19 protein-coding genes, 1 pseudogene and 1 riboswitch are annotated in these 18,533 nt (G+C 59.4%); of the genes and pseudogenes, 8 read left to right on the top strand and 12 right to left on the bottom strand.

Going from position 1 to position 18,533, the window contains the following annotated elements; genetic code table 11:
* Positions 1 to 316: 316 nt before the first annotated feature.
* Positions 317 to 1,207, bottom strand: coding sequence for a GGDEF domain-containing protein (locus ACTG2O_RS01600; protein WP_439975260.1), 891 nt, complete (start codon positions 1,205 to 1,207; stop codon positions 317 to 319).
* 311 nt (positions 1,208 to 1,518) lie between these two features.
* Here ACTG2O_RS01600 and ACTG2O_RS01605 point away from each other — a divergent pair, with 311 nt between their 5' ends.
* From ACTG2O_RS01605 to ACTG2O_RS01620, 4 genes are read left to right on the top strand one after another with little or no spacing between them, the layout of a single operon-like run.
* On the top strand, positions 1,519 to 1,836 hold the full coding sequence (locus ACTG2O_RS01605) for a DUF6968 family protein (RefSeq protein ID WP_439975261.1): 318 nt from the start codon (positions 1,519 to 1,521) through the stop codon (positions 1,834 to 1,836).
* Positions 1,837 to 1,859: 23 nt separating this feature from the next.
* Positions 1,860 to 2,495 (top strand): Vat family streptogramin A O-acetyltransferase, encoded by a 636-nt coding sequence (locus ACTG2O_RS01610; protein ID WP_439975262.1) that lies wholly within the window; start codon positions 1,860 to 1,862, stop codon positions 2,493 to 2,495.
* Between the two features lie 28 nt (positions 2,496 to 2,523).
* Positions 2,524 to 2,949 (top strand): GNAT family N-acetyltransferase, encoded by a 426-nt coding sequence (locus ACTG2O_RS01615; protein WP_275057077.1) that lies wholly within the window; start codon positions 2,524 to 2,526, stop codon positions 2,947 to 2,949.
* Positions 2,942 to 3,877 (top strand): DUF2971 domain-containing protein, encoded by a 936-nt coding sequence (locus ACTG2O_RS01620; RefSeq protein WP_275057078.1) that lies wholly within the window; start codon positions 2,942 to 2,944, stop codon positions 3,875 to 3,877. The genes ACTG2O_RS01615 and ACTG2O_RS01620 overlap by 8 nt, the downstream gene beginning before the upstream one ends.
* Positions 3,878 to 3,945: 68 nt before the next feature.
* Here the strand turns inward: ACTG2O_RS01620 and ACTG2O_RS01625 are convergent, their stop codons facing one another.
* Positions 3,946 to 4,263 (bottom strand): hypothetical protein, encoded by a 318-nt coding sequence (locus tag ACTG2O_RS01625; protein WP_275057079.1) that lies wholly within the window; start codon positions 4,261 to 4,263, stop codon positions 3,946 to 3,948.
* 143 nt (positions 4,264 to 4,406) lie between these two features.
* Here ACTG2O_RS01625 and ACTG2O_RS01630 point away from each other — a divergent pair, with 143 nt between their 5' ends.
* Positions 4,407 to 4,742, top strand: a complete 336-nt coding sequence (locus tag ACTG2O_RS01630) for a hypothetical protein (RefSeq protein ID WP_033112521.1) — start codon at positions 4,407 to 4,409, stop codon at positions 4,740 to 4,742.
* On the top strand, positions 4,723 to 5,214 hold the full coding sequence (locus tag ACTG2O_RS01635) for a hypothetical protein (RefSeq protein ID WP_439975263.1): 492 nt from the start codon (positions 4,723 to 4,725) through the stop codon (positions 5,212 to 5,214). Before ACTG2O_RS01630 ends, ACTG2O_RS01635 begins: the two co-directional genes overlap by 20 nt.
* A gap of 223 nt (positions 5,215 to 5,437) precedes the next feature.
* Here the strand turns inward: ACTG2O_RS01635 and thiH are convergent, their stop codons facing one another.
* The 9 genes from thiH to ACTG2O_RS01680 form a co-directional block, all read right to left on the bottom strand.
* Entirely contained in the window at positions 5,438 to 6,691 is a 1,254-nt protein-coding gene (gene thiH, locus ACTG2O_RS01640; protein ID WP_439975264.1) for a 2-iminoacetate synthase ThiH, read from the bottom strand.
* A complete protein-coding gene (locus ACTG2O_RS01645) occupies positions 6,688 to 7,455 on the bottom strand; it encodes a thiazole synthase (protein WP_040069445.1) in 768 nt (255 codons plus the stop codon). The genes thiH and ACTG2O_RS01645 overlap by 4 nt, the downstream gene beginning before the upstream one ends.
* A 1-nt stretch (position 7,456) precedes the next feature.
* Positions 7,457 to 7,663 (bottom strand): sulfur carrier protein ThiS, encoded by a 207-nt coding sequence (gene thiS, locus ACTG2O_RS01650; protein WP_005308183.1) that lies wholly within the window; start codon positions 7,661 to 7,663, stop codon positions 7,457 to 7,459.
* Positions 7,660 to 8,436, bottom strand: coding sequence for a HesA/MoeB/ThiF family protein (locus ACTG2O_RS01655; RefSeq protein ID WP_439975265.1), 777 nt, complete (start codon positions 8,434 to 8,436; stop codon positions 7,660 to 7,662). The genes thiS and ACTG2O_RS01655 overlap by 4 nt, the downstream gene beginning before the upstream one ends.
* On the bottom strand, positions 8,426 to 10,033 hold the full coding sequence (thiE, locus tag ACTG2O_RS01660) for a thiamine phosphate synthase (RefSeq protein ID WP_439975266.1): 1,608 nt from the start codon (positions 10,031 to 10,033) through the stop codon (positions 8,426 to 8,428). Before thiE ends, ACTG2O_RS01655 begins: the two co-directional genes overlap by 11 nt.
* Complete coding sequence (thiC, locus tag ACTG2O_RS01665; RefSeq protein WP_439975267.1) at positions 10,030 to 12,021, bottom strand: phosphomethylpyrimidine synthase ThiC; 1,992 nt, start codon at positions 12,019 to 12,021, stop codon at positions 10,030 to 10,032. Before thiC ends, thiE begins: the two co-directional genes overlap by 4 nt.
* A 280-nt stretch (positions 12,022 to 12,301) precedes the next feature.
* Positions 12,302 to 12,414, bottom strand: a riboswitch (TPP riboswitch).
* A 271-nt stretch (positions 12,415 to 12,685) separates the two neighbouring features.
* Entirely contained in the window at positions 12,686 to 14,149 is a 1,464-nt protein-coding gene (aerA, locus tag ACTG2O_RS01670; protein ID WP_231720673.1) for an aerolysin AerA, read from the bottom strand.
* Positions 14,150 to 14,409: 260 nt separating this feature from the next.
* Entirely contained in the window at positions 14,410 to 14,895 is a 486-nt protein-coding gene (locus ACTG2O_RS01675; RefSeq protein WP_439975268.1) for a hypothetical protein, read from the bottom strand.
* An 86-nt stretch (positions 14,896 to 14,981) separates the two neighbouring features.
* Positions 14,982 to 15,404, bottom strand: coding sequence for a hypothetical protein (locus ACTG2O_RS01680; protein WP_005340092.1), 423 nt, complete (start codon positions 15,402 to 15,404; stop codon positions 14,982 to 14,984).
* Positions 15,405 to 15,492: 88 nt separating this feature from the next.
* Here ACTG2O_RS01680 and ACTG2O_RS01685 point away from each other — a divergent pair, with 88 nt between their 5' ends.
* Positions 15,493 to 16,161 carry a response regulator transcription factor gene (locus ACTG2O_RS01685; protein ID WP_047434725.1) on the top strand — a complete coding sequence of 223 codons (669 nt, stop codon included), beginning with the start codon at positions 15,493 to 15,495 and terminating at the stop codon, positions 16,159 to 16,161.
* Positions 16,158 to 17,402: a sensor histidine kinase gene (locus ACTG2O_RS01690; protein ID WP_439975269.1), complete on the top strand. Its 1,245-nt coding sequence runs from the start codon at positions 16,158 to 16,160 to the stop codon at positions 17,400 to 17,402. Before ACTG2O_RS01685 ends, ACTG2O_RS01690 begins: the two co-directional genes overlap by 4 nt.
* Before the next feature lie 95 nt (positions 17,403 to 17,497).
* On the opposite strand, the pseudogene rimK reads toward ACTG2O_RS01690, so the two are convergent.
* Positions 17,498 to 18,393, bottom strand: a pseudogene (rimK, locus tag ACTG2O_RS01695) (30S ribosomal protein S6--L-glutamate ligase).
* Between the last annotated feature and the right edge of the window lie 140 nt (positions 18,394 to 18,533).

Below are 18,533 nucleotides of genomic sequence, written 5' to 3' on the forward strand. Positions count from 1 at the left end.
CGTTGAAATCGCCATCCGGGTCAAGGTTAATAATTCATGACTGTTTGAATCGGAATGTTTCAAAAGACAACAGGATGTATCACATTCGTCACCCAAAACCAGATTCACGCCTGTTTGATAACATACCGATAAAACCTCATGCTGTTGCCCAACAACACAAATAAGACCAGCGATCAGGCCAATAATATTAACACCTTAAGCTGTGGAATATGAGTTAAATAATACGGCCAACTTTTCTACTAATTGACAGTGATGTCAGCCAATTTATTCAGGGTAAAAGAGCAGGCTATTTCCCACTGCGACCGAGGCGGCACTTTCAACCTGCCGGGCAGTGCGCCACCCGGTTGCGGCCTGCCCGCTTGGCCCGATAGAGCCACTCGTCGGCCCGAGCCAGCGCCTGATTGATCTCCTCCTCCGGCTGCACCAGAGTTGTGCCCAGACTGACCGTGATGGCGACCGGATCGGCAGGCAGCGCCTCGACCGCAGCGCGGATCCCCTCGGCCATCTCCAGCAACCCGGCCTCATCAAGCCGTGGCAGCAGGATCACGAACTCCTCGCCGCCGCTGCGCACAAAGAGATCGTCCGCCCGCAACCGGCCATCGACGCAGGTGGCAAAACGCTGCAGTGCCAGATCCCCCTGCCGATGGCCGAAGCGATCGTTGATCTGCTTGAAGTGATCGATGTCGAGCATAAGCAGGCCGCAGGGGGCCTCGTTGCCCCTCACCTGCTGGCAATGTTCGAAGAAGTAGCGGCGGTTATGGAGGCCGGTCAGCTGGTCGGTCTCGCTCTGATGCTGCAGGCGCTGCTGCAACTCGAACTGGCGGGTGATATTGCGGGTCACCCAGGCGACCGCCCGCTTGCCGTCGTAAAGAGATGGCAGGGGGGCAATCTTGCCCTCAAAGCGCTGCATCCCTTGCGGCCCGACACCGGCATCAATACCGCCCACCTCGCTGGCAGCCAGATCGTACTTGACCACCTGCACCTGGCCGCTATCCAGCGCCAGCGCGACCTGCGCCATTACCCAGAGCGCCATCGTCTCCGGCAGCACATCCCGCAGCTGCTTGCCTGCCAGCGGATTGCCGTCCTGATAGGATTGCTGCTCCACGCCCCCTATGTATTCCACGTAATAGCCATCTTCACTCAGGATAAAAACGGGATCGGGCAACTGGGCCATCACCTCGTAAAGCTGCGATACCGAAAGAGTCATGGATGCTCCTGTACTTCTTGTGTGTGGCTTGTGTGTGGCCAGCAGGGGCCGCCTATTGTGCCCCAAGCCGGTGCCCCACCAGCAATCAGCATAAGAGATAGATTTGCAGCGGTAGCCAACAATCCTTTACAGCAAGTGTACCCCGCACGGTGAAACAGCCCGCTGTGACCGGCAAACCACCGGGATCCACCCATATCCCATTGTTTCAAAAAGAGGCTTCGTTTAGGCTCCTGTAGCTCGCCCCCATTTTTGTCCCTCCATGGAGACGCAGCCCGATGCAGCAGGAGGGGAATCGCACAAGGAGTTGCAGGATGAAGAATGCCATCGTCAAAGCCCGTTTCGAGGCGGTCAGTCTCGAAGGGGAACAGCTCACCCTCAAGATCGCCATCAAGGCCCCCGAGCCGGATCCCAAGTCCGCCAGCGGTGACTGGCGCTGCAAGGTGAAGCTGGCGGGGCTGAGCGACAAGACCTTTATCTACAGCATCGACAGCCTGCAGGCCCTGAGCCTCGCCATCAAGTTTGTCGAGACCGAACTGCGCGCTTTCTCCGATGCGGGCTGGCAATTCTATCTGCCCAATTGCCCAGATCACCCCATCGACATGAGCGCCTGCTACTTCCCGGCGCTCTAGCCCGGCCACCCCAAGGAGACCAGATGCACGGACCCGACCCCGCCAATCCCCACCCCATGAACGGCTTCCCCCAGGTGTGCTTTATCAAGAACACCATCAAGGGGCCCAATATCGAGGTGGGTGACTACACCTATTACGACGACCCGGAGGATTCGGCGGGCTTCGAGCGCAACGTCCTCTACCACTTCCCCTTCATCGGCGACAAGCTGATCATCGGCAAGTTCTGCGCCATCGCCCGCGGGGTGAAGTTCATCATGAACGGCGCCAACCACCAGACCTCCGGCTTCTCCACCTACCCCTTCTTTATCTTCAGCAACGGCTGGGAGCATGCCGCACCCGCCCCGGGCAGCCTCCCCTACAAGGGCGATACCGTGATCGGCAACGATGTCTGGACTGGCTATGACGCCCTGATCATGCCGGGAGTAAAAGTCGGCAACGGCGCCATTATCGCCGCCCGCTCCGTGGTCACCGGCGACGTGCCCGCCTACGCCGTGGTCGGCGGCAATCCCGCCAAGGTGATCCGCTACCGCTTCGACGACGACACCATCGCCCGTCTCAACGCCATCGCCTGGTGGGACTGGCCGGTAGAGCAGATCAGCCGCAACCTGCCGCTTATTAGCGGCGGCGAGATAGCCGCGCTGGAAGCGGCAACCCGTTAGAGACAACCACTATCAAGCAGGAAGTACTATGCAACTCACCCCACCCCAACCGCCTCAGGACGATGAGATCGAAGCGCTGCGCATTGGCCTCTCGGGCTTCAACAAGGATCACGCCGGCACCCATCTGCGCGAACGGATCGCCAGCTTTATCAAGGATGAAGAGGGCAAGGTACACGGCGGCATCATCGCCGACATCAAGTGGGGCTGGCTGCACGTCGACTGGCTCTGGATCGACGAAAGCATCCGCCGCGACGGCTGGGGCGGCCGCCTGCTCGGCGCCATGGAGCAGTACGCCCAAAGCAAGGGCATCAGCAACTACCATCTGGAAACCACCAGTTTTCAGGCCCTCCCCTTCTACCAGAAGCAGGGTTACGAAGTCTTTGGCCAGCTGCCCGATATGCCGCCGGGGCATGTGAGTTATTTTTTGAAGAAGCAAGGCATTTGTAATGAATAAAATTTACAAATACATGAAATTTAGACCTGATTTTTTTAAAAAACCTAGTCTTAGGTTAAGTCAGCGCTGTGCACTGAATGACCCTTTTGAGCTCAGCCCAGACCAAGATACGCTAGATAAAATATTAGAAGATGCTCATCGAGAGGATTTCTTCCAACAAATTGCAGAATATGCAAGTGATGAAGGGTTTGATGATACAGGAATCATCTCTTTCACGGAAAGTTACAATAACTTATTGATGTGGTCTCACTACGCTGACGAGCATAAGGGTATTGTTATTGAGTTTGACTACAATGCTTTGAAGACTCACTTCAATAAAATACTATCTGTGAGTAACTCTATTGAACGTGTATTATATAATAGAGAAAGACATGAGGTACTACCATATACCACCTCACCCAAAAGAAATTTATTAACTAAGAGTGATGACTGGATTTATGAAAAAGAACATCGAGTAATAACTAAAGTATCGAATGCTGATTACTTTATCATAAATAAAGACACCTATGAATACATCCTAGACTTCTATGATGAGAACTACCTTGCACTTCTTAATTTTCAAGAATGTAAAGGGGTGATTAAAATATCCATAAACCATCAATTATGCGACTTAATGGATAAACAAGAAAAAGATGGCAGTGCTACAGATGATATGGAGGAGATGAGATTTTCTCCAAGCGGGACAATATTAAACGAGCTACTTTCTTTTATTGCTGCTGTTCCGACATCCATTTTCCTTTTTGATATCCCTGTAGAATGTATTACTGGGATATTTTTAGGTTGTAGGCTAACCGAATCAGACAAAATATCACTAGGAAAATTAGCATTCGAGGAAAATTCATTTAAGAAAATACCTTGCTATCAAGCTAGCTTAAGCAAGTATCAATTCGCCTTGAATTTTAGAGAAATCGAATTGCCATATACATAACCATCGGTTGGACAAACTCCATGAGTTACCCCTCCATTTTTCAAACTTGTCAAAAAACCACTACCAAGCTAAATAATGACATTTAACAAAAATTGAGAAAAAATGGAGAGCAACAACCCTAAAAACCCAGCTATATATACAACTTCTTTTTTAAATGGGATAAATGATGAACCAAACAATATCAAGCCATATGAAAAAACAGGGAGATATTGGGTCAAGCGGCCAATATAAATTGAAGTGCCGAAAGTAGTAACTGGGAAAGTGTAATAGAGGATAAGGTAGAATATCATCAAGAGCGAACCAAATAAAAAACTCTTATCCTCAAGCCGCCCAAAACCAGCAAAAATGTAGATTGCCGCAATAAGAAAAACGCCCAGTAGCATCATGATAAATATCCATCTCTCACTGTTCTGCTTACCTCATAACAGTACGATATACCTTCCATTTTCAAGCCCTTCAATTTGACGATTGGCTGGATAAATGATATCCATTTGGCCTCATTCATGTCTGGTAGCTACAGGAGAGTATCATGGGGATAGCCACTTGTCCGATCAAAGAGTTGACTCTGAGCTCCCGCTCAATAGATGCTCTTGAGCAAATTGATCAACTGGTGGATAGCGCAAATCAACTTGCATTCGCTGTTTCTGCCACACCGCTATATACGATTTTCAGCGATCCAAGAAGTGCCAAAGACGTGGTTTACAATATCAACGATTACGATTGGGAGTTGTATGGTCAAGCAATGGAAGGGATCCCCAATATGCTTCGCCATAAATTGAATCAGGTTGTTGAACCCATGGCATGGTCTTCAACAGGTAAAGAATCCCAATTCTGGAAATGCGTCCATGCCTCATATAACAAGTAAACTTGCCTTCCTGCTGCTCTTTATATGTCAGGCCTCTATGGCCCTCTCACTCCACGATCTGGATCCTGCGTTTGAGCGATGTGAAGCGATCAAGTCACAACACAGCGCCACACTGCCCGCGAAAAGCGACCTCTTCTGGTCACTGGAGAGGGAACAGCAGGCGACCTTGCTGATCTATCTGCATGAGAAAAGCATGGAGCGCTGCACCGCAGCAGAGGTCGATGCGCTGGCACTCAAGGCGTTCCATCAAGCCGTAGAGGGAGACCGCAGTTTTCTCGACACCTTGATCAAAGCGAGGACCACCACGCTAACTCCCGCCCAGAAAACCCAGCTACAGAAGATTGGCCAGGCAGAACTGGACAGATTCGCAGGGATGAAGGAATTTGCTCAGCCCTTCGCTAACCGAATACCTCAAGCAGCTCTGAACAAAGGGGCGCCATATAATTGGTGCCTTGAAGAATTGGGGGTGTAATTCAACTTTCATCCCCCTAATCGGCTGTTGCTTATGGGCGCAATGACCCATTCGATCAGCTGACCAGCAGCCACGGTTTTTGCACTGGCGAAACGATATCAAGAGACATCGTCGCACCAACGAAACAATCTTGTTGGAGCAAACAAAGCAAAGCGACAAGCAGTGGCGGGGTCTGCCCCTCCGATCTGCTTGCCGCTGTCTGTTACCACAGGTGTAAACGTCGTTAACGACCCAAAAACGGCTCCCAATCTTTAAACACCGGCTGTAATCCTGCCTGCCGTACGGCGGCGGCCACTTCCCCCACCGGGCGGTCGTCGTGGATGGCGAACTGCTCCAGCTCCTCTTTATCCCCCTCGGCATAGCCACCCGGCTGAGTGCGTGATTCGGCCGACATCTGGGTGATGCCAAGGCGCACCGCGCCGTTGCGAAACGTAGCCGACTCTCGGGTGGAGAGGGACAAGTCCAGCGTGGGCGAGAAGAGGCGCCAGGCACAGATAAGCTGGGCCAGCTGGCGATCCGACATGACCACGGCAGGCTCCAGCCCGCCGGTGCAGGGGCGCAGGCGCGGGAAGGAGAGCGAATAGCGACTCTGCCAGTGGTGACGCTCAAGCCAGCTCAGGTGCTCGGCGACAAAGTAGCTGTCGGCGCGCCAGTCCGAGGAGAGACCGATCAGCGCCCCCAAGCCGATTTTGTCGATACCGGCGCGGCCCAGCCGATCCGGCGTGGCGAGGCGCCATGCGATATCCCGCTTGTTGCCGCGCAGGTGGTGGCGGGCGTAGGTGGGGGCGTGGTAGGTCTCCTGATAGACCATGACGGCGTCGAGGCCGAGGCTTTTCAGCTCGGCATAGTCAGCCTGCGAAAGGGGCTGCACCTCCATCCCCACCGTGCTGAAGTGGCGGCGGATGATGGGCATCACCTCGCGAAAATAGGCGAGCCCCACCTTGTGTTCATGCTCGCCGGTCACCAGCAGCACGCTGTCAAAACCGCGCGCCTTGATGGCCAGACACTCGCGCTCAATCTCCTCTGCATTCAAGGTCTTGCGCTTGAGGCGGTTGCTCATGGAGAAGCCGCAGTAGGTGCAGTCGTTGGCGCAGAGGTTCGACAGATAGAGCGGCACATAGAAGCCGATGGTGTTGCCAAAGCGCTGGCGGGTCAGGCGCTCGGCCTCGGCTGCCATCTGCGGCAGATAGGCTTCGGCAGCTGGCGAGATCAGCGCCATAAAATCGGCCAAGGTACGGCGGGGTGAACCCAGCGCCCGCTCTACATCGGCGGCGGTCTTGGCGCGGATCTGCATGCCGATATCGTCCCACTCCAGCTCCTGCCAACGATTGGCAAAATCCAACCCCCTCCCGGCGAGAGGAGCGCAGGGTTCGCCCCCTTCAAGCACCGAATCTGCCTCTGCCCTCACCCCCAGCCCCTCTCCCAAGGGGAGAGGGGAGGAAGAATCTCCCCCAGTGATAGCAATTCCCTGACTCATAACGCCCCCAGAAAATCGGTGAGCGGGCTGGAGGCTTGCGCCTGCAGGGCGCGAGCGCCAAGGCCAGCTTCATAGGCGCTGCGACCGGCGGTGCAGGCCAGCGCAAAGGCGCGGCCCATGGCGACCGGGTCGCCGCTCACCGCGATGGCAGTGTTGACCAGCACGGCATCGGCACCCAGTTCAAAGGCGGCGGCGGCGTGGCTCGGCGCACCTATGCCCGCATCCACCACCACAGGCACATTGGCCTGCTCGACGATGATGGCGAGAAACTCCCGGGTCACCAGTCCCTGATTGGAACCGATGGGCGCACCGAGCGGCATCACGGCGGCGCAGCCCACCTCTTCGAGCCGTTTGCAGAGCACGGGGTCGGCGCCGCAGTAGGGCAGCACCACAAAGCCCTCTTTCACCAGCTGCTCGGCGGCTTTCAGCGTCTCGATGGGATCGGGCAGCAGATAGCGCGGATCGGGGTGGATCTCCAGCTTCAGCCAGTTCGTCCCCAGCGCCTCGCGGGCGAGATGGGCAGCAAATACCGCCTCAGCGGCGGTCTTGGCGCCGGAGGTGTTGGGCAGCAGCTTGACCCCGAGTTGCAGCAAGGGGCTCAGGATATCGTCGTGGGCCTTGCCCGGTTCGAGCCGCTTGATGGCCATGGTGACGAGCTGGGAGCCGCTCGCCTCAATGGCGGCGGCCATCAGTTCCGGGCGGGCAAACTTGCCGGTGCCGGTAAAGAGGCGCGAAGAGAAGGTGTGATCGGCAATGGTCAGCATGTCAGCCTCCCGCTATGGCGGTGAAGAGGTGAAGTTCATCCCCGTCATTGAGACGGGTCTCGGCCCAGCGGCCACGGGGCAGCACGGCGCCGTTAAGGGCCACCGCTACGCCCTGTGGATTAACGTCTTGCGCCGCCAGCAGGTCGGCCACGCTCTGCCCTGCCGCCAGCGACTGGGCTTTATCGTTGAGTCGAATGGTGAGGGTCATGGGGTGATCTCCTTATCGTGTGTCGGGCATCGGCGCAGCCCGCAAACCGGGCAATCGGGGTCAGGGGCCAGAGTGAGGGTCTGCCACTGATGGGTAAGGGCATCGAAGCGGCGCAATGTGCCGGCGACCGGGCTTGGCAGGCCGAGCAGCAGTTTCAATGCCTCCAGTGCCTGCAAGGAGCCCATCACCCCGACCAGCGGGCCGGTGACGCCGCTGGTCTCGCAGCTCTGGGCGAGCTTGGTATCAAGCGGATAGAGGCAGGCGTAACAGGCGTGCTCACTGCTGGTGCGCGCCATCAGCTGCCCCTGCCAGCCCACCGCGGCGGCGGAGATCCAGGGCTTGCCCTGAGCCACGCAGGCGGCGTTGATGGCCTGGCGGGTGGCGAGGTTGTCGCAGCAGTCGATCACCAGATCCACCTCGGCCACAAACTCCGGCAGGCTGGCGGCATCGAGTCGCTGGTTGATGGCAATCAGCTCCACCAGCGGGTTGTGGGCCGCCAAGCGCTCGCGGGCCAGCTCCGCCTTGGAGTGGTTGACCGCCTCGCTATCGAACAGGATCTGGCGCGGCAGGTTGCTGGAGTCCACCGTATCGCCATCGGCCAGCCACAAGGTGCCCACACCGGCGCCAACCAGATAGAGGGCGAGCGGCGAGCCAAGCCCGCCCAAGCCCACGATCAGCACGGACTTATCTTTCAGCCGAGCCTGCCCCGCCTCCCCCACTTCCGCCAGCATCAGCTGGCGGCCGTATCGCAAATACTCAGCATCAGAGAGCATGTTCCACCTCACTTATGGCAGAAGCCGAGCGCGGTTCATCCCCCGCCCCCACGGCCGCGAGCAGCCGCTCGGTCGCCCCCTGCCAGTCGTCGCTGGCGGTGATGGCCGAGACCAGCGCGATACTGCCGACCCCGCTTGCCTTGACCGCCGCCACCCGCTCCTCGCTGATGCCGCCGATGGCGACCGTGGGCCACTCCGCCATCAGGGCGCGGTAGCGATGCAGCCGCACCAGCCCCTGCGGGCGAGACGGCATTGCCTTGGTGTTGGTCGGGAAGATATGACCCAGCGCGATATAGGAGGGGGCCAGCTCGCGGGCCCGCATCAGCTCGAAGTAGCCGTGGGTGGAGATGCCAAGACGCAGCCCCGCCGCCTGAATGGCGGCGAGATCGGCGGTCTCCATGTCCTCCTGCCCCAGATGCACGCCCCAGGCGCCCGCCTCGATGGCCTGCTGCCAGTAGTCGTTGATAAAGAGCCGCGCCCCATGGCGGCGACCGAGCGCTACCGCATCGCGAATGGCCGGTGCCACCTCTGCGGCGGGCAGATTCTTGATCCGCAGCTGGATGGTCTTGACCCCCTGCCCCAGCAGGCGGCGCAGCCACTTGACCGAATCGACCACCGGATAGAGGCCGAGGTTGTGTTCGGTCGGCGCGAAGGGACCATCCGGCAGGCGGGCACCGCTCGCCTCATAAAGTCCGAAGCGGCGATCGAGGGTTGACCCCGCCAATACGGCGCGGGGGAAGTGGGCAAGATCGGCGGGCCAGCCGAGATGGGCGATGGGCCCCGGGCCTGCGCCCACTCCCTGCGCCGCCGCCAGCCCCTGTTGCAGGTAGGCGCGAGCGAGGGTGATGGCGTCCTCTACCGGATAATCCTGCGCCACCACGGCGGCGATGGCGCTGGCGTAGCAGCAGCCGGTGCCGTGGCCGTGGCGGGTATCGAGGCGCGGTGCCGCCAGCCAGAATTCACGCTGCTCATCCTGGTAGTAATCGAGGCAGAGATCGCCACTCCACTCCAGATGGCCCCCCTTGACCAGCACGGCGCGGGCGCCGAGTTCGCGCAGGCGGCGGGCGGCAAGGCGCACCAGTTCGGGGCTGCTGATCGGCAGTCCGGTCAGGGCTTCCAGCTCGGGGCCGTTGGGGGTAATAAGCGACAGACGTGGCAGCAGCTGTTCGCGCACCGCCTCCAGCATATTGGGCTCCGCCATCGGGGTGCCGGTGCTGGCGATGGCCACCGGGTCGTAGACCACGAAGGGAGCCTCTATAGTTGCCAGTCGGCGGGCCAGCACCTCCACATGGAGCCGGGTCGGCAGCAGGCCAATCTTGATGGCGGCGGGCGGCAGATCGACGCCGAGGGCGTCGATCTGGGCGGTGAAGGTCTGCATCAGCACGGGGTCGACCATCTTCACCGCCACCGAGTTCTGGGCGGTAATGGCGGAGATAACCGAACAACCGTGCACGCCGAGGTCGTGCAAGGTATGCAAGTCGGCCTGAATGCCGGCACCGCCGCCGGAGTCTGAACCGGCGATGGTCCAGACAACTGGGCGGGAGTCCGTCACAGGCAGCAGATCGGCGGGGCTGACAGCCCCGCTTGCGCTGCTCACGCCTCCTCCCCTGCGGCCTGTTTCAGCGCCGCCGCCTGATGGTAGATCTCGCCGCCGGTCTCCTTGAAGGTTTCAGCCATGCGGGCCATGCCGCTCTCCACCTGAGCCACTACCTGCTCCTGCTGGCCATCCATGCCGACCAGCTTGATCTCAACGGCCTCCAGCTTTGCTGCGTAGTCACGCACGTCCTGAGTGATCTTCATGGAGCAGAACTTGGGCCCGCACATGGAGCAGAAGTGAGCCACCTTGCCGGACTCCTGCGGCAGGGTCTCGTCGTGGTAGGCACGGGCGGTGTCGGGGTCGAGGGCCAGATTGAACTGATCCTCCCAGCGGAATTCGAAGCGCGCCTTGGACATGGCGTTGTCGCGGATCTGGGCGCCCGGGTGCCCCTTGGCCAGATCGGCGGCGTGGGCGGCGATCTTGTAGGTAATCAGCCCCTGCTTCACATCCTCCTTGTTGGGCAGCCCCAGATGCTCCTTGGGGGTCACATAGCAAAGCATGGCGCAGCCGTACCAGCCGATGAGCGCGGCGCCGATGCCGGAGGTGAAGTGATCGTAACCCGGCGCGATATCGGTGGTGAGCGGGCCCAGCGTGTAGAACGGTGCCTCGTGGCAGTGCTCCAGCTGCTCGGTCATGTTGCGCTCGATCATGTGCATCGGCACATGACCCGGCCCCTCGATCATCACCTGCACGTCGTACTCCCACGCGATTTTGGTCAGCTCACCAAGGGTGCGCAGCTCGGCGAACTGGGCCTCGTCGTTGGCGTCATAGACGGATCCCGGGCGCAGACCGTCACCGAGGGACAGGGCCACGTCATAAGCGGCGCAGATCTCGCAGATCTCGCGAAAGTGCTGGTAGAGGAAGTTCTCCTTGTGGTGCGACAGGCACCACTTGGCCATGATGCTGCCACCACGGGAGACGATGCCGGTGAGGCGCTTGGCGGTCATTGGCACAAAGCGCAGCAAGACGCCGGCGTGGATGGTGAAGTAGTCCACCCCCTGCTCGGCCTGCTCCAGCAGGGTGTCGCGGAACAGCTCCCAGGTGAGGTCTTCGGCGATGCCGTTGGTCTTCTCCAACGCCTGATAGATGGGCACGGTACCGATGGGCACCGGGCTGTTGCGCAGGATCCACTCGCGGGTCTCGTGGATGTAGCGGCCGGTGGAGAGATCCATCACGGTGTCGGCGCCCCAGCGGGTGGACCAGACCAGCTTCTCTACCTCCTCTTCGATGCTGGAGGTGACCGCCGAGTTGCCGATGTTGGCGTTGATCTTCACCAGAAAATTGCGGCCGATGATCATCGGCTCCGCTTCCGGGTGGTTGATGTTGCTGGGGATGATGGCGCGGCCGGCGGCCACCTCATCGCGCACAAATTCGGGAGTGATATTTTCCGGCAAACGGGCACCGAAATCGCGGCCCGGATGCTGGGTGCGCAGGAGCTCGGAGCGCACCCGCTCGCGCCCCATGTTCTCGCGAATGGCGATAAATTCCATCTCGGGAGTGATGATACCAGCGCGGGCGTAGTGCAACTGGGTGACCCGGCGACCCGGCTTGGCACGGCGCGGCTTGGGCAGATGTTCGAAGCGCAGGTGATCCAGCCCCTCATCGGCCAGCCTCTCCTGAGTGAAGGTGGAGCTGAGCCCCGGCAGTTCGTCGGTATCATCGCGATCCAGCACCCAGTTCTCCCGCAGGCGCGGCAGGCCACGGCGCACGTCGATGGCAACCCCCTCCTCCCCGTAACGGCCCGAGGTGTCATAGACCGGCACCGGCTCGTTGGGCTCGAACCGGGGATCTTCTTTGGTGCCGCCGACGAAGGTGTCGGCCAGCTGGATCTCCCGCAGAGGAACACGAATATCGGGGCGGGAGCCTTCGATAAAGATGCGACGGGAGTTGGGATGAGCCATCCCCTTGAGGTTGTCGATAAAAGTCTGGGCGCTGGATCGCTGCTCGCGGCGGCTGGATTTGGCGGTATCAGATACAGAAGTAGACATAGCAAAACTCACATTAACTGGTTGAAGTTATGGGTGTTTGCTTGTCTGGAGTTCGAGGAGAAGATGAACTTGCGGCGGAGTGTTTATCTCGGGAGGGAGTGCGCGCGGGATGGATCTCCGCGCTGCTGTTCTGCCGCTTCCCGCTCTCTGCATGCTGTGGGCAAGGCGCCCCACGTGCTGGACAACCGGACGGGACAGACTCCCTCCTGTGCGCCCTGACCCATCAAGGGTGATCCCTTCGATGAGCGGAAGAGGCTTGTTCCTCCCCCGGCGCGGTAACCCGCAAGTTACCCTTGTTCCCTTCGCAGGTTTTAACCTGATCAGGTTCCACGGATCCCGAATTAACGGTCTCAGCTTCGCGTCGTTCGACGGTCAGCACTCCGACAAGATGGCGCCAGTATAAGGGGGAAAATTTAAAGCACAAGCCGTTAACAATCTGGCCAACACACCTCTTTCAACAAATGAGTGAACGATGCCTCGCTCACGGGGCCACCCCAAGTACAGGTCAAACCTGCGTTGGCATCCCCTTGGCACGCCACAAGTTCCCGTTGTGATCATTCAGAGACAAGAGGAGAAAAAGAGGGAAAGTCGAGGGGGGCGGGGCAAGAACACCGTCTTGCGCAGAACAGAAACAGGCCCCTATGAAAGGGGCCTGTGAGGGAGGTTATTGAACCGGAACTATGGTCAGGGATACGTTGCCAAAGCCTTCGTTGGCAAGAGCCTCGCTGTCCAGATCCACACCGGTAAGCGCCACCTCATCGGCAGAGGCAGTGCGCAGCTGGGCAGCCTTTGCGGAACGGGTCTGGGGCTGACCGATTTCGATATCGCCGGCAAACTGGCTCTCGGCGTAGAAGTCACCGGTCACTGCCGAACGGATCGGGCGCAGCACACGACCCAGGTTATTCTGCATGGTCGACAAACCATACTCGCTGATGGTCCAGTTCCAGTCCCACCACTTCACTTCACCCGGGATATAACGCTTGTCCCACTGGTAGCGGATGCTGCTCGCCTTGTCGCGGAACGGGCCGACGGCAAAGGTGTGCTCCCAGGTGGGGCGATTCTCCGGATGGGTATACCAGGCATTGCCGCCCCAACGCAGGAAGCCCTTCATGGTCAGGTCATAATTGACCTCGGCCTTGAACTCGTAGGGGTAGGAGATGTTGGACTTGTAGAGGGCAACCCGCACCGGCAGGCTGGAGTGAGGCGGCACCGTGGGGCGCGCTTCAACCGAGACGGTCTCGGTCGTCGAGCCCCCTTTCTGGGAGGCCCAACTCTGGCTCGCAGCGATCTCGATGGCCAATTCGGTTTCACCTACCAACGGCCATTGAAACTTGTTCTTGGTGGTCACCTTCTCGCTCAGGCTGTAGGTATCGGTCTTCGACCAGTTGGTGGCCTTGTCATACTTCAGGGTCACCACCACCTGCTGGGGCAGGTCGGTGTAGTTGGTCGCATTGGCCGTGATGGTCTTGACCAGCTGCTTGCCGCTCTCGGTGACCTGACCATGGCTGAAGGAGTCGGGTTCCAGGGTATATGAGAAGTTGCTTACCTTGATGGAGCTCTTCTCCCCGCAACGATATCCGGAGCAGCCGCCGTCATTATTTCCCTTTATCAGCCAGCCATCGCCAACCCGGGTAACATCCATATCTTCCCCGACATAGGGGCTATGATTTCCACCCACCCAGGCGTATCCCAAATAATGGGCGAGATAACTGACTGGCTTGATAAAATAATCATTGTCGTGGACAAGACGCCATTGCACATCGACCTCATCACCCGCCGGAATATTCCAGTCAGAGAGTATTGGTATTTCTCCGGAAACCGGTGAGTTGGGATAACACCAGGTTTCTCCGGCAGTGCCCTGTTTGATTTCGCCATTATATCCAGGCCCCATAATCACCCAGCGATCCGCCAGCCCGGTGATCTGCCACTGCCCCATGCGGCTGACCAGATTACCCTTGATACTCATGGCTTCATCGCGGGTCAGAGGACGGTAACCACTGGCACAGACGCCCGTGCCAAGCCCCGCCCACTTGACCTGATCAGGGTAGACAGGTTCAGCCGCCTGCACCTGAGCGAGCATCAATGAAGACGCCAAAAACGCCAGATTGGCGGTAATTATTCTATTCATCATTTATCCCTCTTTCAGACATACGATAATTGTTATTGTGTAGAAATATCCTTTTTCATTTGACAGGTATGGACTCCGACAAAACCTGACACAAATAAAATAAACCACCAAAAAACATCCATGACAAACAAAATAATGGTGGTATAAGAAAATAATTAGAGCGATGACTTTATTGAGGAATAAATCATAAATATTGTGGCAGCCATTATTTAATGGCTGCCACAATATGGTGAAGCTATATTAAATAAGAAGATGCTGAATTACTCTTCCGGATTGATCACTTCAATTCCCTGCAATATTCCATCCGCCGAACGGATCAATACCAGCTCGCTCCCGGCATGCAGATCGGCGGCCGAACCGTTGACCCAGCGCACCTGTGGATTGAGTCGCACAGTACCCAGGGTGGCCAGCGTGAGCTGCCGGTCATCGAAGGATTGCAGGCGATCTTGCGCCCGCTGCCAGGGCAGATTGGCCAGCGGGGCTCTGGCGGCCAGCAGCTCAATGCGGGTGGCAACGCCATCGGCCACCAGCAGGGCGAGCTGGTCGCCGGGTTTGAGTGGCTGCGGCCAAATCTCCCCCTGCCGCCAGACGGCGGCACTGCCCTGCTCCACTTCGGCCCCCTGAAATTGCAGGCGGATGCCGTCGCTGTGCTCCAGCTCCACCAGCCACAATTCGTCGGCTCCCGCCTGCGCCGCCCAGAGCGGCACACCCAGCATCCATGCACACCATGTTCTCGATTGTTCCATCTTCGTTCGTCCCTGAACAAAAAGCCCATGCTGGACAAGCATGGGCTTCATTCGGGAGCATTTCTAATCGGAACGCAGAGATCGGATCAGTCATCCTCGCGACAGCGGCTCAGGCGCATGCCGTCAAACTTGCACTCCAGCTCAAGCCAGCGCCCTTCAAACGGCGCCAGACTGTTATCCGAAGTGGTGTAGCCCCAGATCCGCCCCCCTTCGACTGGCCCCTCCAGATCCATCTCGTCCTTGTCATCTTCGTCGAGGGCTTCGACCTTGCGCACATAGCGCACGCCGTTCTCCACCACCCCCTTCATCTCGACCCAGGTACCGCCGAGATCATCCTCGTTGAGCCAATCCTTGAAGCGGGTCTGGTCGTCGATCACGAACGGCATGCCGTTGACCATCAACTGGCCAAGCTGCCAGGTGGTGCGGCCGGTCAGTTTGAATTCGGTCGCCTGTGCGGTGCCAAGTGGCAACAAGATCAGCAACAGGAGGGCGCAGAGAGACTTCTTCATCAGGGATCCTCGGGGTTACACTGGCAAACAGGATGCCGAATCCGGTGTGAAAAGAGCGTGAAACGCTCACCAACCAGGAGAGCAAAGCATGAAGATTTTGGTAGTGGAAGACAATCCTCAGGTGGCGGAAACCATCATGGATTATCTGGAGCTGGCCGGTCACCGCCTCGATTGTGCCTATCACGGTCAGGCGGCGCTGCAACTGCTGGAGGATCAGCGTTTCGACGTCATCATCATGGATGTGATGATGCCGCGCCTCGATGGCCTCAGCACAGTGGCGCGCCTGCGCGAGCAGGGGATTGCCACTCCCGTGCTGTTTCTCACCGCCCGCGACAGCCTGGAGGACAAGCTGGCGGGCTTCAAGGCGGGAGGGGATGACTATCTGGTCAAGCCGTTCGCCATGGAGGAGCTGGAGGTGCGACTGCAAGCCCTCAGCCTGCGTGGCCCGCGCGGCGATGTGGGGGCCATCAGCTTTGGCGATCTGACGGTCGATGTCGCCAGCGGCCGCGCCACCCGTGCCGGTGAGCCCCTCAAGCTCGGCAAGATCCCGTTCCGGATCCTCGCCCTGCTGGCCCGCCGCGCCCCCGCCATCGTCAGCCGTCAGGAGGTGCTCGACACCGTCTGGGGGGATGAGGAGCCCGACTCCGATGCCCTGCGCAGCCATATCTACGCCCTGCGCAACGCGCTCGACAAACCCTTCCCCACTCCCATGCTGGAGACCCTGCACGGCCAGGGCTACCGACTGGTGAGCGCATGAGTCTGCCGAGCCTGCGCCGCCGCCTGATCATGGCGCTCGGCGGCGCCGGGGTGGTGCTGCTGATCCTGCTCTCCGGCCTGATGCTGGTGGCCGAGGACAAGATGGAGGAGTTGAGCCTGCGCCACTGGCTGGAAGCCGAAGTGACCCGCTACAGCGATGACTGGCTGCGACTCGGCCCGGCCGCCGCTGCCCCGAGCCCCAGACAGTTCTCCAGCTACTGGACCGAGGCGGGCCGCCTGCCGAAATGGCTGAAGCCCTACCAGACCCCCGGCTTTTTCGAGCACCAACTGGGCAAGGAGGACAAACACTTTCTGGTGGCCCGTCACCCCTCCGGCGAGGGACTGCTCTATCTGGTGTTCAATGACGACGCCGACGACTACCTCGACCCCTACGAAGACAAGCTGCATCTGGCGACCCGGCTGATCGGGGTGACCCTGCTGCTCGCCTGCCTCGGCTTCGGCATCTGGCTGGTGCGCCATATCACGGGGCCGCTGCAACGGCTGCAACAGAGGGTTGCCCACCTCACCCCGGATCAGGCGGATTTCGAACCCGACGCCCCCTGGCAGGAGCTGCGGGATATCGAGCTGGCGCTGCTGGCCGGCAAGCAGGAGGTGAGCGCAGTGTTCGCTCGCGAGCAGGAGTTCAGTCGCTTCGCCAGCCACGAGCTGCGCACCCCCAACATGGTGATCCAGGGCTCGGCCGCGCTGCTTGGCAAGGTGACAGATCTGCCAGCACCGGCCGCCCGCGCCACCACCCGCATCCGCGCCGCCGCCGACGAGATGGCGCTGCTCACCGAGACCTTCCTGCTGCTGGGCCGCAAGGATGCAGTGGAGCGACCGCTGCAGCAGGTGACCCCGCTGATCCGTCAGGAGCTGGCCCGCCTCGCTCCGCTGTTGCAGCGGGAGGCCCTCGATATCCGGCTTAACCTGGACGAGAGCAGCGAAGTAAACGCCCCCCTCTCCCTGCTCGCCATCGCCCTCGGCAACCTGCTGAAAAATGCCCTGAGCTATGCCGAGGGACATATCGACATCGAGCTGTGTGGCCCGGTGCTCACCATCAGCAACCCGACGGCGGCGGCGCCGGATCAGATCCTCGGCTACGGCTGTGGCCTCACCATCATTCAGCGCATCTGCGAGAAGCTGGGCTGGCAGATCGACACCCGGCTCGAGGATGGCGTATTTAGCGCCCGGCTGGCGATGATCACTGCCGAACAGTTCCCTCTCCCTTTGGGAGAGGGTTAGGGTGAGGACGCAGTGGCACCGCTAACCCACCAGCCAGATAGCAACAAGGCGCCCGAGAGCGCCCTGTTTTTATCTGACGGATGCAAGCCTGAGGCTCACTCCGCCGGTTTGTTCTTGCGGCTCGCCTTGAGTTCGAGGAACTCGATGATCTTGCCAGCCACATCCTTGCCGGAGGCGGCTTCCACCCCTTGCAATCCGGGGGAGGAGTTGACCTCCAGCACCAGCGGGCCACGGGGCTGCGCAGGATATCCACCCCCGCTACATCCAGCCCCATGATCTTGGCGGCCTGCACGGCGGTGGCGCGCTCTTCCGGGGTGATCTTGATCGCCTCGGCGGTGCCGCCACGGTGCAGGTTGGAGCGAAACTCCCCCGGCTGGGCCTGACGGCGCATGGCGGCAACCACCTTGCCGTTGACCACCAGACAGCGGATATCGGCGCCATTGGCCTCGCGGATATACTCCTGCACCAGAATGTTGTTGTTGGTCTGGATAAAGGCCTCGATCACGCTCTCGGCGGCTTTCTGGGTCTCGCAGAGCACCACGCCAATCCCCTGGGTTCCCTCCAGCAGTTTCACCACCAGCGGCGCCCCGCCCACCATGGTGATGAGGTCGGGCACGTCGTGGGTGCTGTGGGCATAGCCGGTGATGGGCAGGCCGATGCCGTGGCGGGAGAGCAACTGCATCGCCCGCAGCTTGTCGCGGGAACGGCTGATGGCCACCGAGCTGTTGAGGGCCATGGTGTTCATCATCTCGAACTGGCGCAGCACGGCGGTGCCGTAGGCGGTAATGCTGGCACCGATCCGCGGGATCACGGCGTCATAACTTCCCAACTCCCCACCCTCGTAGTGAATGGAGGGGTTGTGGGAAGCGATATTCATATAGCAGCGCAGGGTGTCGAGCACCTCTACCTGATGACCGCGCGCCTGCGCCACCTCGACCAGACGGCGGGTGGAGTAGTTTTTCGGCTCACGGGATAAAATGGCGATCTTCATGACAATTCCGCTAGAAGGCTGTGCCTGGGCAGGATGGGGCGGGAGAGTATAAGGTGCCACAGCGCCAAGACAACGCCAATTGTTTATCCTGACAACAAGACAAACCACACCAAACCGCACGCTACCACATCACTGTGACC

The organism is Aeromonas sp. 61P, from assembly GCF_051919545.1.
Lineage (GTDB): Bacteria > Pseudomonadota > Gammaproteobacteria > Enterobacterales > Aeromonadaceae > Aeromonas > Aeromonas veronii.

Excerpts from the sequence above, each read along its gene's own strand:
- ACTG2O_RS01645 (WP_040069445.1), bottom strand. The coding sequence starts at position 7,455 with ATGCTGACCATTGCCGATCACACCTTCTCTTCGCGCCTCTTTACCGGC.
- ACTG2O_RS01680 (WP_005340092.1), bottom strand. The coding sequence starts at position 15,404 with ATGAAGAAGTCTCTCTGCGCCCTCCTGTTGCTGATCTTGTTGCCACTT.
- ACTG2O_RS01655 (WP_439975265.1), bottom strand. The coding sequence starts at position 8,436 with ATGCTCTCTGATGCTGAGTATTTGCGATACGGCCGCCAGCTGATGCTG.
- thiH (WP_439975264.1), bottom strand. The coding sequence starts at position 6,691 with ATGAGTCAGGGAATTGCTATCACTGGGGGAGATTCTTCCTCCCCTCTC.
- ACTG2O_RS01610 (WP_439975262.1), top strand. The coding sequence starts at position 1,860 with ATGCACGGACCCGACCCCGCCAATCCCCACCCCATGAACGGCTTCCCC.
- thiS (WP_005308183.1), bottom strand. The coding sequence starts at position 7,663 with ATGACCCTCACCATTCGACTCAACGATAAAGCCCAGTCGCTGGCGGCA.
- ACTG2O_RS01635 (WP_439975263.1), top strand. The coding sequence starts at position 4,723 with ATGCCTCATATAACAAGTAAACTTGCCTTCCTGCTGCTCTTTATATGT.
- ACTG2O_RS01605 (WP_439975261.1), top strand. The coding sequence starts at position 1,519 with ATGAAGAATGCCATCGTCAAAGCCCGTTTCGAGGCGGTCAGTCTCGAA.
- ACTG2O_RS01625 (WP_275057079.1), bottom strand. The coding sequence starts at position 4,263 with ATGATGCTACTGGGCGTTTTTCTTATTGCGGCAATCTACATTTTTGCT.
- ACTG2O_RS01620 (WP_275057078.1), top strand. The coding sequence starts at position 2,942 with ATGAATAAAATTTACAAATACATGAAATTTAGACCTGATTTTTTTAAA.
- ACTG2O_RS01675 (WP_439975268.1), bottom strand. The coding sequence starts at position 14,895 with ATGGAACAATCGAGAACATGGTGTGCATGGATGCTGGGTGTGCCGCTC.
- ACTG2O_RS01630 (WP_033112521.1), top strand. The coding sequence starts at position 4,407 with ATGGGGATAGCCACTTGTCCGATCAAAGAGTTGACTCTGAGCTCCCGC.
- ACTG2O_RS01690 (WP_439975269.1), top strand. The coding sequence starts at position 16,158 with ATGAGTCTGCCGAGCCTGCGCCGCCGCCTGATCATGGCGCTCGGCGGC.
- aerA (WP_231720673.1), bottom strand. The coding sequence starts at position 14,149 with ATGAATAGAATAATTACCGCCAATCTGGCGTTTTTGGCGTCTTCATTG.
- ACTG2O_RS01600 (WP_439975260.1), bottom strand. The coding sequence starts at position 1,207 with ATGACTCTTTCGGTATCGCAGCTTTACGAGGTGATGGCCCAGTTGCCC.
- thiC (WP_439975267.1), bottom strand. The coding sequence starts at position 12,021 with ATGTCTACTTCTGTATCTGATACCGCCAAATCCAGCCGCCGCGAGCAG.
- ACTG2O_RS01615 (WP_275057077.1), top strand. The coding sequence starts at position 2,524 with ATGCAACTCACCCCACCCCAACCGCCTCAGGACGATGAGATCGAAGCG.
- ACTG2O_RS01685 (WP_047434725.1), top strand. The coding sequence starts at position 15,493 with ATGAAGATTTTGGTAGTGGAAGACAATCCTCAGGTGGCGGAAACCATC.